Source organism: Streptomyces hokutonensis, from assembly GCF_042751305.1.
Taxonomy (GTDB): Bacteria; Actinomycetota; Actinomycetes; order Streptomycetales; family Streptomycetaceae; genus Streptomyces; species Streptomyces hokutonensis_A.
This window is the reverse complement of record NZ_JBHYWD010000006.1, coordinates 363,601-376,347: the sequence shown is the minus strand read 5'-3', so window position 1 is coordinate 376,347 and position 12,747 is coordinate 363,601. Positions and strand designations below refer to the sequence as shown.

13 protein-coding genes are annotated in these 12,747 nt (G+C 70.4%); 6 read left to right on the top strand and 7 right to left on the bottom strand.

Features of this window, described 5'->3' with window-relative positions:
* Positions 1–37: 37 nt before the first annotated feature.
* Entirely contained in the window at positions 38–829 is a 792-nt protein-coding gene (locus ACFXC1_RS19230) for a hypothetical protein (protein ID WP_381244155.1), read from the top strand.
* Between the two features lie 20 nt (positions 830–849).
* Here ACFXC1_RS19230 and ACFXC1_RS19225 read toward each other — a convergent pair whose 3' ends face one another.
* The 3 genes from ACFXC1_RS19225 to ACFXC1_RS19215 all read right to left on the bottom strand — a co-directional run bounded on the left by ACFXC1_RS19225 (position 850) and on the right by ACFXC1_RS19215 (position 3,770).
* Positions 850–1,500 (bottom strand): response regulator transcription factor, encoded by a 651-nt coding sequence (locus ACFXC1_RS19225; protein WP_381244153.1) that lies wholly within the window; start codon positions 1,498–1,500, stop codon positions 850–852.
* Between the two features lie 105 nt (positions 1,501–1,605).
* On the bottom strand, positions 1,606–2,529 hold the full coding sequence (locus ACFXC1_RS19220) for an LLM class F420-dependent oxidoreductase (protein ID WP_381244152.1): 924 nt from the start codon (positions 2,527–2,529) through the stop codon (positions 1,606–1,608).
* The gene (locus tag ACFXC1_RS19215) at positions 2,526–3,770 is read right to left on the bottom strand and encodes an amidohydrolase family protein (RefSeq protein WP_381244150.1); all 1,245 of its coding nucleotides are present in this window, start codon (positions 3,768–3,770) and stop codon (positions 2,526–2,528) included. Before ACFXC1_RS19215 ends, ACFXC1_RS19220 begins: the two co-directional genes overlap by 4 nt.
* Positions 3,771–3,979: 209 nt before the next feature.
* Here ACFXC1_RS19215 and ACFXC1_RS19210 point away from each other — a divergent pair, with 209 nt between their 5' ends.
* Entirely contained in the window at positions 3,980–6,934 is a 2,955-nt protein-coding gene (locus ACFXC1_RS19210; RefSeq protein WP_381244148.1) for an AfsR/SARP family transcriptional regulator, read from the top strand.
* A 227-nt stretch (positions 6,935–7,161) separates the two neighbouring features.
* A complete protein-coding gene (locus ACFXC1_RS19205) occupies positions 7,162–7,359 on the top strand; it encodes a hypothetical protein (protein ID WP_381244146.1) in 198 nt (65 codons plus the stop codon).
* A 98-nt stretch (positions 7,360–7,457) separates the two neighbouring features.
* Here ACFXC1_RS19205 and ACFXC1_RS19200 read toward each other — a convergent pair whose 3' ends face one another.
* The 3 genes from ACFXC1_RS19200 to ACFXC1_RS19190 are packed head-to-tail and all read right to left on the bottom strand — an operon-like array spanning position 7,458 to position 9,742.
* Positions 7,458–7,853: a hypothetical protein gene (locus tag ACFXC1_RS19200; protein WP_381244144.1), complete on the bottom strand. Its 396-nt coding sequence runs from the start codon at positions 7,851–7,853 to the stop codon at positions 7,458–7,460.
* Positions 7,853–8,131, bottom strand: a complete 279-nt coding sequence (locus tag ACFXC1_RS19195) for a ribbon-helix-helix domain-containing protein (RefSeq protein ID WP_381244143.1) — start codon at positions 8,129–8,131, stop codon at positions 7,853–7,855. Before ACFXC1_RS19195 ends, ACFXC1_RS19200 begins: the two co-directional genes overlap by 1 nt.
* Before the next feature lie 30 nt (positions 8,132–8,161).
* A complete protein-coding gene (locus ACFXC1_RS19190) occupies positions 8,162–9,742 on the bottom strand; it encodes a FadD3 family acyl-CoA ligase (RefSeq protein WP_381244141.1) in 1,581 nt (526 codons plus the stop codon).
* A 114-nt stretch (positions 9,743–9,856) separates the two neighbouring features.
* On the opposite strand from ACFXC1_RS19190, the gene ACFXC1_RS19185 reads away from it, so the two are divergent.
* Genes ACFXC1_RS19185 through ACFXC1_RS19175 form a run of 3 tightly spaced genes read left to right on the top strand, consistent with a single transcriptional unit; the run spans position 9,857 to position 12,197 of the window.
* Entirely contained in the window at positions 9,857–11,005 is a 1,149-nt protein-coding gene (locus tag ACFXC1_RS19185) for a lipid-transfer protein (protein WP_381244321.1), read from the top strand.
* 5 nt (positions 11,006–11,010) lie between these two features.
* The gene (locus ACFXC1_RS19180) at positions 11,011–11,427 is read left to right on the top strand and encodes a Zn-ribbon domain-containing OB-fold protein (protein ID WP_381244140.1); all 417 of its coding nucleotides are present in this window, start codon (positions 11,011–11,013) and stop codon (positions 11,425–11,427) included.
* Complete coding sequence (locus ACFXC1_RS19175) at positions 11,424–12,197, top strand: enoyl-CoA hydratase/isomerase family protein (protein WP_381244138.1); 774 nt, start codon at positions 11,424–11,426, stop codon at positions 12,195–12,197. Before ACFXC1_RS19180 ends, ACFXC1_RS19175 begins: the two co-directional genes overlap by 4 nt.
* A gap of 6 nt (positions 12,198–12,203) precedes the next feature.
* On the opposite strand, the gene ACFXC1_RS19170 is transcribed toward ACFXC1_RS19175, so the two are convergent.
* On the bottom strand, positions 12,204–12,737 hold the full coding sequence (locus ACFXC1_RS19170; RefSeq protein WP_381244136.1) for a hypothetical protein: 534 nt from the start codon (positions 12,735–12,737) through the stop codon (positions 12,204–12,206).
* Between the last annotated feature and the right edge of the window lie 10 nt (positions 12,738–12,747).

Genomic DNA, 12,747 nt, shown 5'->3' with positions numbered 1-12,747 from the left:
CCCAGCTCACACCCCCTTCATGTCACAGGAGACACCCATGGCCGGAACCGGTCGCAGCAGAAGCCACCGGAGCAAGAAGAAGCGCATCACCCTGGCCCTGGCCCCCGTGGCGGCCCTCGCGGTGATCGTCCCGCTGATGAACCAGGCGAACGCCGCCACCTCCTCCGAAGTGACCGCCGACTGCGCCTCGGACTCGGACGAACTCGCCGACTGCCGGTTCGTCGACGTCCAGTTCAAGGCGAACAGTCTCGGGCCCAACGAACGCGTCTCCGCGGTGACCGACAACTGCGGTTCCACGGGCACCGCGACGAAGACCTTCAACGTGAGCACCTCGGTCACGCGGACCATTCAGCTGGAGGAAGGGTCCACCACCGAGGCCGGCACGAAACTCGGGAACTCGTTCTTCGAGGTCGGCCTGAAGTTCAGCACGTCGACCATCAACATCACGCGCGACGACAAGACGACCACCCTGGCGTTCAGCCGGACGGACACCGTGCAGGCGGACAGCATCGCCTTCTACATGTGGTCCGCCAAGCGCACCGATGTGAGCGGATTCCTCAGGGCCACGTACAAAGAGGCACAGGACGGCCGGACGGTGTTCTTCGCGCCCAGTGAAGGCGCGGCGACCGTGCACGTCTTCTATCCTCAGATCCTGAACAACGGAACGCCCGACGGGCGGCTGTGGCTGCGGAACGTGAAATGCGGGACCGCCGAAGCCAGTGGAGTCCGGAACTCGACCAAGGCCCTCCGTTCGGAACCCGGATTCGGTGAGGGCGGCGACAATGTGACCGACGTGGAAATCCCGCTGACGGAGATCCCGGCTTCCTGATATCCAGGTCTGCCGGGTTCTCAGGTGCGAAGCACGGGCGTGGTTCCCAGCCAGCGCAGGACCGCGTCCGTGCCGCTCCTGGCGTCCAGCTTGGCGTAGATGTTGCTGAGGTTGTTGCGGACGGTCTTCTCGCTCAGCCGTAATCGCTGCCCGATCTGCCGGGCGCCCAGACCGGTCGACAGCAGCTCCATGATCTGCTGCTCGCGGGGCGAGAGCAGCGCGCGCAACCGCTGCATCGCGTCGTCGGTCGCGGCCATCCGACCGGCCCCCTCCCGCAGGGCGTCGCAGGCGGACGGAGAGAGGTAGGTGTGCCCGACGGTGGCCGCCACCACTGCCGAGGACATCATCGCGGGGCAGTGGTCGCCCTCGACCAGATAGCCCGCCCCGGCCCGGAACACCTCGACCACCGCTTCGGTGTCCCGGCGCGGACTGACCACGAGCGCGGGGACACCCCGGGTGCGGAGGACCTCCAGCAGCCCCGGAAAGGACACGGCCGGATCCTCGCAGTGCAGCACGACGACATCCGCGGTGGTCTCCGCCAGCCCGTCGTAGGGCGGGGAGACACGCAGCACCCCGCTCACGTACGGATCGTCCGGGGGTGGCCAGTCCTCGTGCGGCCAGGTGCGGCCGGCGGAGGCCAGGGCGACCACGAATCGCTGGGAGGATCGCACGTGAGGGGTCCTTCCGCCGGAGCCATGACGTCCGTACGTCCATACATACGCGGCTCGGCGTGACCGTGTTCAAACGGCCCGTGATCATGTTCGAACAGGTTGTGATCAGAGCAGGGGCCCCACCTCGGCCCCGAACTCGGCCATCTGGTCGGTGAGTTCGGCCCGGCTCCGGCTGCGGAACCGCACCTGGATCTGGTCCACGCCCATCTCCCCGTAGGCGCGCAGCGATTCGGCGAGGACTTCGGGCGAACCGGTGAGCGTGCGACGCCCGACCTCCCATCCGGGCTCGCCGATGTACAGCGGTTCGGTGATGGCCCCGAACACGAACGCCCCTTCCACGGCGGCCTCTTCGCGCAGTCGCCGGATCCGCTCGATCTGCGCGGGCAGCCGGTCGCGCGGGTCGCCCTGCGGCAGCCAGCCGTCGGCCTTGAGGGCGGCCCGGCGTACGGCGGCGGGTGAGGAGCCGCCGACCCAGAGGGGGATGTGTTCCTGTGCCGGGCGGGGCCGCTGCCCCAGCCCCTCGAAGTCGTACAACTTGCCGTGGTGCTCGGGGAATTCGTCCGGGCCGAGGGCGGCGCGGAGGGCGTCGATCGACTCGTCGAGGACGGGCCCGCGCCGGTCGAAGTCGATGCCGAGCGCCTCGAACTCCTCCCGTACGTGTCCGGCGCCGACCCCGAGGAGCAGCCGGCCGCCGCTGAGGTGGTCGAGGGTGGCGTACTGCTTGGCGGTGATCAGCGGGTGGCGCAGGCCGACGACCGCGACATGGCTGAGCAGTTGGACCCGCTCGGTCACGCCCGCCAGGAAGGAGAGGGTGGCGACGGGGTCGTACCAGATGGTGCTCATCGCGGCGGCGAGGCGGCGCGGTACGCCGACGTGGTCGCAGCCCGCGATGTAGTCGAAGCCGGACCGGTCGGCGGCGCGGGCGATCTCGACGAGGTCGGCGGGGCCCGCGTCGGCCTCCCAGGGCTCGGCGTAGATGGTGCTCTGCGACTGGACGGGCAACTGGATGCCGTAGGCGAGGCCGCTCACTCGGGGCCCTCCCACAGGCCGTCCGGCGTCAGCCCCAGCAGGTCGATCGCGTTGCCGCGCACGATCCGTTCGACCACGTCCGGCGGCAGGTGCCCCATCTGGGCCTCGCCGACCTCGCGGGACTTGGGCCAAGTGGAGTCGGAGTGGGGGTAGTCGGTCTCGTAGAGGACGTTCCCCACGCCGATGGAGTCGAGGTTCTTCAGGCCGAAGGCGTCGTCGAAGAAGCAGCCGTAGACGTGCTCGGTGAAGAGTTCGGACGGCGGGCGGTGGACCTTGTCGGCGACGCCGCCCCAGGCGCGGTTCTCCTCCCAGACCACGTCGGCGCGCTCCAGGATGTAGGGGATCCAGCCGATCTGGCCCTCGGCGTACATGACCTTGAGGTCGGGGAAGCGTTCGAACTTGCCGCTCATCAGCCAATCCACCATGGAGTAGCAGCAGTTGGCGAAGGTGATGGTGGAGCCGACGGCGGGCGGGGCGTCGGCGGAGGTGGAGGGCATACGGCTGCTGGAGCCGATGTGCATGGCGATGACGGTGCGGGTCTCGGCGCAGGCCTGGAGGAAGGGGTCCCAGTCGTCGGTGTGGATGGACGGCAGGCCGAGGTGCGGGGGTATCTCGGAGAAGGCGACGGCGCGGACGCCGCGGGCCGCGTTGCGGCGGACCTCGGCGGCGGCCAGCTCCGGGTCCCAGAGCGGGATCAGGGGGAGGGGTATCAGGCGGCCCTGGGCCTGCGGGCCGCACCACTCCTCCACCATCCAGTCGTTGTAGGCGCGGACGCAGAGCAGTCCCAGCTCGCGGTCGGCGGCCTCGGTGAACGTCTGGCCGCAGAAGCGCGGGAAGGTGGGGAAACACAGCGCGGACTGGACGTGGTTGACGTCCATGTCGGCGAGCCGGGACGGGACGTCGTACGAACCCGGCCGCATCTGCTCGTAAGTGATGACTTCGAGCTTGATCTCGTCCCTGCTGTAGCCGACGGCGGTGTCGAGACGGGTGAGCGGGCGGTGCAGATCCTCGTACACCCACCAGTCGCCGATCGGTCCGTCGTCGCCCGGTTCGCCCATCACGGGCTTGAACCGGCCCCCGAGGAACGTCATTTCCTTCAGCGGCGCGCGCACTACTCGCGGGCCGGTGTCCAGGTACTTCTTGGGCAGCCGGTGCTGCCAGACGTCGGCGGGCTCCACGGTGTGGTCGTCGACGGAGATGATCGGAGGGAGGGTCGCCTGGTCGGTGTTCTGGGTGTCCATGGCGCCACGGTAGCGCCGATCTGACGACCCGTCAGCTAGCTGGATCCGGGTTCGGGGTGCTCGGTTCTGTGCGGAACTGTGCGTGAGCCGTGTGAGAGTCCTGTGATATCCCGCGCGGCGACCTGTGAGCGCTGTCTCCGAGTGCTGACGCGACCGCCGCGAACAAGGCAAACTGTCGTAGTTATCAGGCATGCCTAGGGGGAACGGCGATGGACGGTGGACCGCGAGTACCGGAGCAGCGGCGCCCCGGCTCCGACTCGGAAGAGTCGACGGCGCTGCGCTTCAGCGTGCTCGGTCCGGTACGTGCCTGGCGGGGCCCTGTTTCGCTGCCCACCGGCTCTCCCCAGCAACGCGCCCTGCTGGCCGCGCTGTTGCTGCGCGAGGGCCGGACGGCGACCGCCGGGGAGCTGATCGACGCCCTGTGGGGCGAGGAACCGCCCTCGCAGGCGCTGGCCGCGGTGCGCACGTACGCGTCCCGGCTGCGCAAGGTCCTGGACGCGGAGGTGCTGGTCAGCGAGTCGGGCGGGTACGCCGTACGGGGCCTGCCCGAGGGCGCGCTGGACGCGGCGGTGGCGCAGGACCTGGCGATGGAGGCGGAGAAGGCCAAGTCGGCGGGTGACCTGAGCCATGCGCGCGATCTGCTGGGCCGCGCGCTCGCGCTGTGGGACGGGGAGGCGCTGGCCGGCGTGCCCGGCCCGTACGCGGAGGCGCAGCGCGTCCGGTTGGAGGAGTGGCGGCTCCAACTCCTCGAATCCCGTCTCGACATGGACCTGGAGCAGGGCTGCCACGCGGAGGCGGTCAGCGAGTTGACGGCCCTCACGGCCGCGCACCCGCTGCGCGAACGCCTCCGTGAGCTGCTGATGCTCGCGCTGTACCGCTCCGGCCGCCAGGCGGAGGCCCTCGCGGTGTACGCCGACACCCGACGCCTGCTCGCCGACGAACTCGGCGTGGACCCGCGCCCCGGCCTGCGCGAACTCCAGCAGCGCATCCTCCAGGCCGACCCAGGCCTCGCGGAACCGTCCGCACCGGCGGCGGAGACCGCGCCCGCACCGGTCCGCCCCCACCAACTCCCGGCGACGGTCCCGGACTTCACCGGCCGCGCCGCCTTCGTGTCCGAACTGAGCGAGGTCCTCGCCTCGGCCGAGGGGCGCGTCATGGCGGTCTCGGCACTGGCGGGCATCGGCGGCGTAGGCAAGACGACCCTCGCCGTGCACGTCGCCCACCAGGCCCGATCCGCCTTCCCCGACGGCCAGTTGTACGTCGACCTCCAGGGCGCGCGCTCCCGCTCCGCCGAACCGGAGACCGTACTCGGCGCGTTCCTACGGGCGTTGGGCACGGCCGACTCCGCGATACCGGACTCGCTGGAGGAACGCTCGGCGCTGTACCGGTCGGTGCTGGACGGCCGCCGGGTGCTGGTGCTCCTCGACAACGCGCGGGACGCGGCCCAGGTGAGGCCGCTGCTGCCGGGGACGGAAGGCTGCGCGGCGCTGGTGACTTCGCGGGTACGGATGGTGGACCTGGCGGGTGCCCACCTCATCGACCTGGACGTGATGTCCCCCGAGGAGGCGTTGCAGCTCTTCACGAAGATCGTGGGCACCGAACGAGTCGCCGCCGAACGGGAGTCGGCCCTGGACGTGGTCGCGGCCTGCGGCTTCCTCCCACTGGCGATCCGCATCGCGGCCTCCCGCCTGGCGGCCCGCCGCACCTGGACGGTCTCGGTCCTCGCGGCGAAACTCGCGGACGAGCGGCGGCGGTTGGACGAGCTCCAGGCCGGCGACCTGGCTGTGAAGGCCACCTTCGAGCTGGGCTACGGCCAGTTGGAGCCGGCCCAGGCGCGGGCGTTCCGCCTGCTGGGGCTGGCGGACGGCCCTGACATCTCCCTCGCCGCGGCAGCGGCCGTACTGGACCTGTCCGCCGAGGAGACGGAAGACGTCCTGGAGTCCCTCGTGGACACGTCGCTGGTGGAGTCGGCGGCGCCCGGCCGCTACCGGTACCACGACCTGGTGCGGCTCTACGCGCGTGCGTGCGCGGAGCGGGACGAGTCATCGCCGAGCGAGCGGGGTGCGGCGATCTCCCGGTTGCTGGACTTCTACCTGGCCACGGCGGCCGGGGTCTACGGGATCGAGCGGCCGGGAGACCGGCTGGTGGACCACCTGGAGCCGACCGCCGTCGAAGGCCTCACCTTCGCGAACCGCCAAGCGGCGTGGGACTGGCTCTACTCGGAGGCCGTTCCGCTGCTCGCCTGCGTACGGCAGTCCACCGAGAAGGCCACCCTGCGCCGTGCGATCGACCTCATGTGGGCGTCGGTCGACCTGGCCGAGTCGGGCGCCAACTCCAAGGAGTACGAAGCGGCCGCGGCGGCCCTGCGCGACGCCGCGCGGGCCGAGGGCGACGTCCGGGCGGAGGGGCGGGCGTCGGTCGTCCTGAGCAACGCGCGCCTCTTCTCCGGACTCTTCGACATGGCGTACCGGGAAGCGCAGGAGGCGTTCCGGCTCGCGGAGGCCACCGACGACCTGCTGCCCTCCTGCTGGGCGGCGAACATCCTGGGAAGCATCGCCTTCTACCAGAACCGGCACCAGGACGCCGAGGACCACTTCGGTCGGGCCATCACGAAGTTCCGGCACTGCGGCGACATGGCGGGAGCGGCGGCCGGCCTCTGCAACCTGTCCCGCCTGCACCTCGCGACAGACCGTGCCGAATCGGCGGTGGAGCTCGCCCGACAGGGAACCGACATCTACGAGAAGCTGGGCCACTCCCTGCGCGGAGCGAACGGGCACTATGCCCTCGGGATGGCCCTCGGCAAGACGGGCCAGTACGCCAACGCCACCGAACAGCTGGAGGAGGCCCTTCGGGTCTTCCGCTCCAGCCGCCAGCGCCTGTGGGAGGGGATGACGCTCTGCCGGCTCGCGGAGGTCGACCTCGACGCGTGCAAGCAGGCCAGCGCCGCGAGCAACGCCGAAATGGCACTCACCGTCCTGCGGGGAATCGGCGGCGAGTGGCGGCGGGCGCATGTGCTCACCGTGCTGGGCAAGGCGCTGAACGGCATCGGGCACTCCGGGAGGGCCCAGGTCTGCTGGCATGAAGCCCTCGACATCTACGAGGGGTTGGACTCGCAGGAGGCCGCGCAGGTGCGCTCGCTCCTCACCCAGGTCGCCACTTCCTAGGGCTCCATCCAACGGCCGGGCCCCCGGGCGGCGTTCATCGTTCGTTTATCGCCGCCAGGCAGTCTCTTCGTAGTCGATCCGTCGCGTCGGGGGGCAGGCGGACCGCCGGTGAAGTCGCCGGGCCCGGCATCTAGGGTGGCGACCGAGTACCCGTCCGGTCATCCTCGGGGGAGTGACCGGACGGGTCTCTCACAGTTCCGACTTGTTCCAACAGGGGAGGCACCACCATGAGCGACACCGAGAACGACACGGTCACGCCGGACAACACCCACGTCACCGACGAACCCGCCGGTGAGGAGATCACACCGCTCAACACCCACGTGACCGGCAGCCCGATCAAGCCGCTGAACACTCACGTCACCGTGATCGCGGACGAGGACGAGGACAGCGGGACCGTCACCCCGGACAACACCCACGTGACGTGACATCCGGACCCGGCTAGACCTTCTCCCAGTACGGGGGATCGGCCGCGGCGGCACCGAGGGGGAGCCGTCGCGGCCGATGTGTGTCCGGGGCCGGGGCCCTACAGACCTCTGACGGCCACGCTCGGCGGGCACAGTTTCCGCATGTCGTCCACGTCGGACGTGTACAGCACGACACCGCCCGGCTGACGCCCGACGATGACCGCGAGGGCGGCGTCGATGGCGTATTCGTGGCCGTGCAGGCGGGTGTCCTTCAGGAGGGCGATCGCCGCGTCGGCCACGTCTCGTGTCACGGGTTCGACCACGACCCGGGACATCGCCCAGCCCCACGCCGCGAGATTCACCTGTTCGTGGTACGCCTCGATGAGGGTCATGGAGCTGGTCAGCACGCGGATGCCGGTCCGATGGGCGTCCTTGAGTCTGGCCAGCATCATCCGCTCGCCACGCACCGCCTGCGACAAGCCCTCACTGTCCAGCACATAGGTGCTCGGCCCCATCAGCTCGCCTTCGGGCAGTCGACATCGTCGACCCCATGGTGACCGGTGAAGTGGCGCTCGTTTTCCCTGCGTTCGGCCTCGGCCGCAGCGAGTTCGGCCTCCGTGACGGCCCCGTGCTCCTTCTCCAGCCGGTCCACCAACTCGCCCAGCCGGTCCTGTTCACGCTGACGCTCTATGGCCTTGGTGACATACGCACTGAACCCCCCGCTCCCGACCTCCCGCCGAATCTCCTCGGCAAGCTCTTCCGGCAGCGTGACGGTGTACTTCTTCGTTGCCATACCAATCACCATACCGCGCGTCGCGACGGGTCACGACCCCCGCAATTCCCCCTTGACCACCTTCCCGCTCGCATTCCGAGGCAGCTCCCCCACGAACTCCACGACCCTCGGCACCTTGTAGTTCGCCATCTCGCGCCGGGCCCAGGCGATCAGGTCGTCGGACGTGAGGGTCACCCCGGGCCGCCGTACGACATACGCCTTGCCGACCTCGCCGAGCCGTGCGTCCGGTACGCCGATCACCGCGACGTCGGACACATCGGGATGCAGGCCCAGCAGCTGCTCTATCTCCGCCGGGTACGCGTTGAAGCCGCCGACGATGAACATGTCCTTGATCCGGTCGGTGATGCGGAGGTTGCCGGCAGCGTCCAGGACTCCCACGTCACCCGTCCTCAGCCAGCCGTCCTCGGTCAGGACCTCCGCCGTCGCCGCCGGGTCCTCGTAGTAGCCGCGCATCACGTTGAAGCCGCGGACCAGTACCTCGCCGGGGGAGCCGACGGGCGCCTCCACCCGGACCTCCGTGCCCGGGATCGCCCGCCCCGACGTCGACGCGATCACCGACGGGTCGTCCCCGCGCCGGCACATCGTGACGATGCCGCTGGCCTCCGAGAGGCCGTACGCCGTGAGGACCGTGCCCACGCCCAGTTCGCCCCGCAGCCGCTCCACCAGCCGCAACGGCACCACCGCCGCGCCCGTGACCACGAGCCGGAGTGCGGAGAGGTCGTGCGCGTCGCGGGCCGGGTGGTCGAGGAGGGACTGGTGGAGGGTGGGCGGGCCGGGGAGGACCGAGACCCGTTCCGCGGCGATGTTCGCCAGCACCGTGTCCACGTTGAACACCGGCTGCGGGATCATCGTCGCGCCCCGCATCAGACATGCGATCACGCCCGCCTTGTAGCCGAAGGTGTGGAAGAGCGGGTTCACGATGAGGTAGCGGTCGCCCTGCCGCAGCCCGGCCAGGTCGCTCCAGATCTCGTAGCCGCGGAGTGTCTGCGCGTGCGTGATCACCGCGCCCTTCGGGCGGCCCGTCGTGCCGGACGTGAAGATGATGTCCGAGACCGTGGAGCCGTCCAACTCCCGTGCCCGTTCCCCTACTTCCGTCTCGCCCACGCCCTCGCCGCCCGCCAGGAAGTCCTTCCAGGTGCGGAAGTCGGCGGGGGCGTCGTCGGCCAGGACCACGACCTGCTCCAGCGCCGGTAGTCCGGGCAACGGGCCCTCGCCCGCCCCCTCCCCCGCCGCCCGCCGCAGCGACGCCACGTACGACGTGCCCAGGAACGTCCCGGTCACGAACAGCAGTCGCGCCCCGCTGCCGCGCAGCACATACGCCGCCTCGGTCCCCTTGAAGCGCGTGTTCAGCGGCACCAGGACCGCGCCCGCCGACACCGCGCCGAGCGCCGAGACGATCCAGTCCAGCGAGTTCGGCGCCCAGATGCCGACCCGGTCGCCGACCTCGATGCCGGCGGCGAGACAGGCCGCCGCCGCGCGTTCGACCCGGGCGCCGAGTTCGGCGTAGGAGATACGCGTCCGGCCCTCGACCACCGCCTCGGCGTCCGCGTACCGTTCGGCGGCCGACCGGACCAGGCCCGGGATGCTGCCCCACTCCTCGTCTCCGCGCATGAACGGCCTCCCTGTACCCAGTAGCTGACTGACCGTCAGATTAGCTGTAGCCTGACGCCCTGTCAGCTTCCCCGGGTGTCACGCGGAGGTGCACGGAGAATGGCCGGACAGCGCATGGCCGGACTGAAGGACGCGACCGCGATCGTCGGCATCGGACAGACCTCCTTCGCGAAGCAACTCCCCGAGGACGAACGGACCTTGGCCTGTCGTGCCGTACTCGCCGCCCTCGACGACGCGGGCATCGCCCCGGGCGAGGTCGACGCCCTCGCCTCCTACACGATGGAGGAGACCGACGAGGTCGAACTCGCGAAGGCGGTCGGCTTCGGGGATCTCACCTTCTTCAGCAAGGTGGGGTACGGAGGGGGCGGCTCATGTGCCACCGTCGCTCATCTCGCCACCGCCATCGCCGCCGGGCAGGCGACGGTGGGCGTGGCCTGGCGGTCGCGGAAGAGGGGCAGCGGGGCGAGACCGTGGACCAACACCGCACGCCAACTCCCCACCCCAGCCCAGTGGACCCGCCCTTTCGGGCTCCTCCGGCCGGCGGATGAAATAGCCATGCTCACCCGCCGCTACATGTACGAGTACGGCGCCACCCGCGACCACCTGTTCAACGTCGCCCTCGCCTGCCGGAACCGCGCCAACCAGAACCCCGCCGCGATCATGTACGACCGCCCGCTCACCCGCGAGATGTACATGACCTCCCGCTGGATCAGCGAGCCCCTCTGCCTCTTCGACAACTGTCTAGAGACGGACGGGGCGTTGGCCTGTGTCGTCGTCTCGCGCGAGCGCGCCCGCGACTGCCGCCGCACCCCGGTCTACGTCCACTCCGCCGCCCAGGGCCTCCCCGCCCAGCACCACGGCATGGTCAACTACTGGAACGACGACCCCCTCACCGGCCCCGCCTGGACCGCCGCCCGACACCTGTGGAAACACGCCGACTTCACCCCGCAGGACGTCGATGTCGCCCAGATCTACGACGCGTTCACCGCCCTCGTCCCGCTCTCCCTGGAGGGCTACGGCTTCTGCGGACGGGGCGAGGGCGGCGCGTTCACGGAAGGGGGCGCCCTCGAGATCGGCGGCCGACTCCCCCTCAACACCGGCGGCGGCGGGCTCTCCGAGGCATACGTCCACGGCTTCAACCTGATCAACGAGGGCGTACGGCAACTGCGCGGCACCAGCACCGCCCAGGTCCCGGACGCCGCCACCTGCCTGGTCACGGCGGGCGAGGGCGTCCCCACCTCCGCCCTGCTACTGAGGAGTTGACCGCCATGCTCTCCCCCGTCACCGACACCGACGGCGCCCCCTTCTGGCAGTACGCCCGGGCCGGAGAACTCCGCGTCCAGACCTGTGCCGACTGCGACGAACCCCGCTTCCCGCCCCGCCCCTGCTGCCCCCACTGCCAGTCCTTCGAGAGCGAGTGGCGGCAGGTGAGCGGGAGGGGGCGGGTGTGGTCGTACGTCTTCCCGCATCCGCCGCTGCTGCCGGACTACGCCGCCGTCGCGCCGTACAACGTGATCGTCGTCGAGCTCGTCGACGCGCCGCGGATCCGGCTGGTCGGGAACCTCGTGAGCGAGGCCGGGGCCGCACTCAACTCCCTTTCCCCGGGCCGGATTCGGATCGGGACGCGGGTGCAGGTGGTGTTCGACGCGGACGGGCTGCCGCAGTGGGTTCTGGAGCGGTCATGACGCTGCGGATCGCCGCCGACAAGGACACCGGGGTCGCCGTCGTCACCCTTGACCGGCCGCACAAACTCAACGCCGTCGACCTCGCCACGGCCGCCGAACTGGCCGCCGTATGGCGGGAGTTGCGGTTCGACGACACCGTACGGACGGTCGTTCTCACCGGGGCCGGGGACCGGGCCTTCTGCACCGGACTCGACCGGGACGCGGTCGTGCCGCAGCCCAACTCGCCCTTCATGCAGGACGATCCGCTGCTGCGCATCGGGCCGAAGGCCAACGACCTGTGGAAGCCGGTGATCTCCGCCGTGTCCGGGATGGCCTGCGGCGGGGCCTTCTATCTGCTGGGCGAGAGCGAGTTCGTCGTCGCCGATCCGACCGCCGTGTTCTTCGATCCGCACACCACCTACGGCATGGTCAGCGCCTACGAGTCGGTGCTGATGGCACACCGGATGCCGTACGGCGAGGTGGCGCGGATGATGCTGATGGGGACGGCGGAGCGGATCTCCGCGCAGCGGGCGTACGACATCGGGCTCGTGTCCGAACTCGCGCCGACCGGCGGGGCGTTGGATGCCGCCGTGGCCTGTGCGACCGTCGTCGCCGGGTATCCGACCGAGGGTGTCCAGGGCACCGTACGGGCGTTGTGGGCGGCGAAGGAGGCGGCGCGGGCGCAGGCCTATGCGCAGGCGCCGCCGCTGATCGCGCTCGGGAATCTGCCCGACGAACGGCAGGCGGAGCTGTTCGCCGGGCGGCGGAGCGGCGAGTTCCGGACCCGGTGAGGGGGGTCAGGTTCCCGGGGTCGCCCTGGGGTCGACCTCGCAGTGGTCGATCGGGGTGGAGGTGCCGAGCACGCGCACCCGGACGGTCGCCCTGCCCTTGGCCGGGACCTTGACGTCCGCGTAGTTGAAGTCGACCTCGTTGTCCTGGGCGTCCTTGAAGGTGACGTCGACGGAGAAGGTGGCCTTGCTGCTGTTCGGGTTGCTGACCTCGACGGTGGCGTACTGCTTCTTCGCCGTCGCACAGCTCACCAGCTTCGCCGTACCGTCCTGGAGGCTGCTGGTGCCACGGCCCGAGGTGGCCGTGGAGGTGGGTGTGGAGCGGTAGTTGGGCCGGTGGGTGTACGAACTGCCGCCCGAGGAACCGCCCGTTGTGCTGGTCGAGGTGTCGTGGTCCTGGCTCGAGCTGCTGCACCCGCCCCCACCGCCGCCGCTCCGGTGCCGGCTGCCGCTGTGGTGCCGTCCGGCGGAGAAGCCGGTGAGGGTGAGAACCGTCAGTGCCAGTACTGCCGTGAATCTGAGCCTGCGCCCCCGCGTTTGCATCCGCTCATGT

Coding starts and splice junctions, on each gene's coding strand:
- ACFXC1_RS19230 (WP_381244155.1), top strand. CDS start 38: ATGGCCGGAACCGGTCGCAGCAGAAGCCACCGGAGCAAGAAGAAGCGC.
- ACFXC1_RS19215 (WP_381244150.1), bottom strand. CDS start 3,770: ATGGACACCCAGAACACCGACCAGGCGACCCTCCCTCCGATCATCTCC.
- ACFXC1_RS19210 (WP_381244148.1), top strand. CDS start 3,980: ATGGACGGTGGACCGCGAGTACCGGAGCAGCGGCGCCCCGGCTCCGAC.
- ACFXC1_RS19205 (WP_381244146.1), top strand. CDS start 7,162: ATGAGCGACACCGAGAACGACACGGTCACGCCGGACAACACCCACGTC.
- ACFXC1_RS19200 (WP_381244144.1), bottom strand. CDS start 7,853: ATGGGGCCGAGCACCTATGTGCTGGACAGTGAGGGCTTGTCGCAGGCG.
- ACFXC1_RS19195 (WP_381244143.1), bottom strand. CDS start 8,131: ATGGCAACGAAGAAGTACACCGTCACGCTGCCGGAAGAGCTTGCCGAG.
- ACFXC1_RS19190 (WP_381244141.1), bottom strand. CDS start 9,742: ATGCGCGGAGACGAGGAGTGGGGCAGCATCCCGGGCCTGGTCCGGTCG.
- ACFXC1_RS19185 (WP_381244321.1), top strand. CDS start 9,857: ATGGCCGGACTGAAGGACGCGACCGCGATCGTCGGCATCGGACAGACC.
- ACFXC1_RS19180 (WP_381244140.1), top strand. CDS start 11,011: ATGCTCTCCCCCGTCACCGACACCGACGGCGCCCCCTTCTGGCAGTAC.
- ACFXC1_RS19175 (WP_381244138.1), top strand. CDS start 11,424: ATGACGCTGCGGATCGCCGCCGACAAGGACACCGGGGTCGCCGTCGTC.
- ACFXC1_RS19170 (WP_381244136.1), bottom strand. CDS start 12,737: ATGCAAACGCGGGGGCGCAGGCTCAGATTCACGGCAGTACTGGCACTG.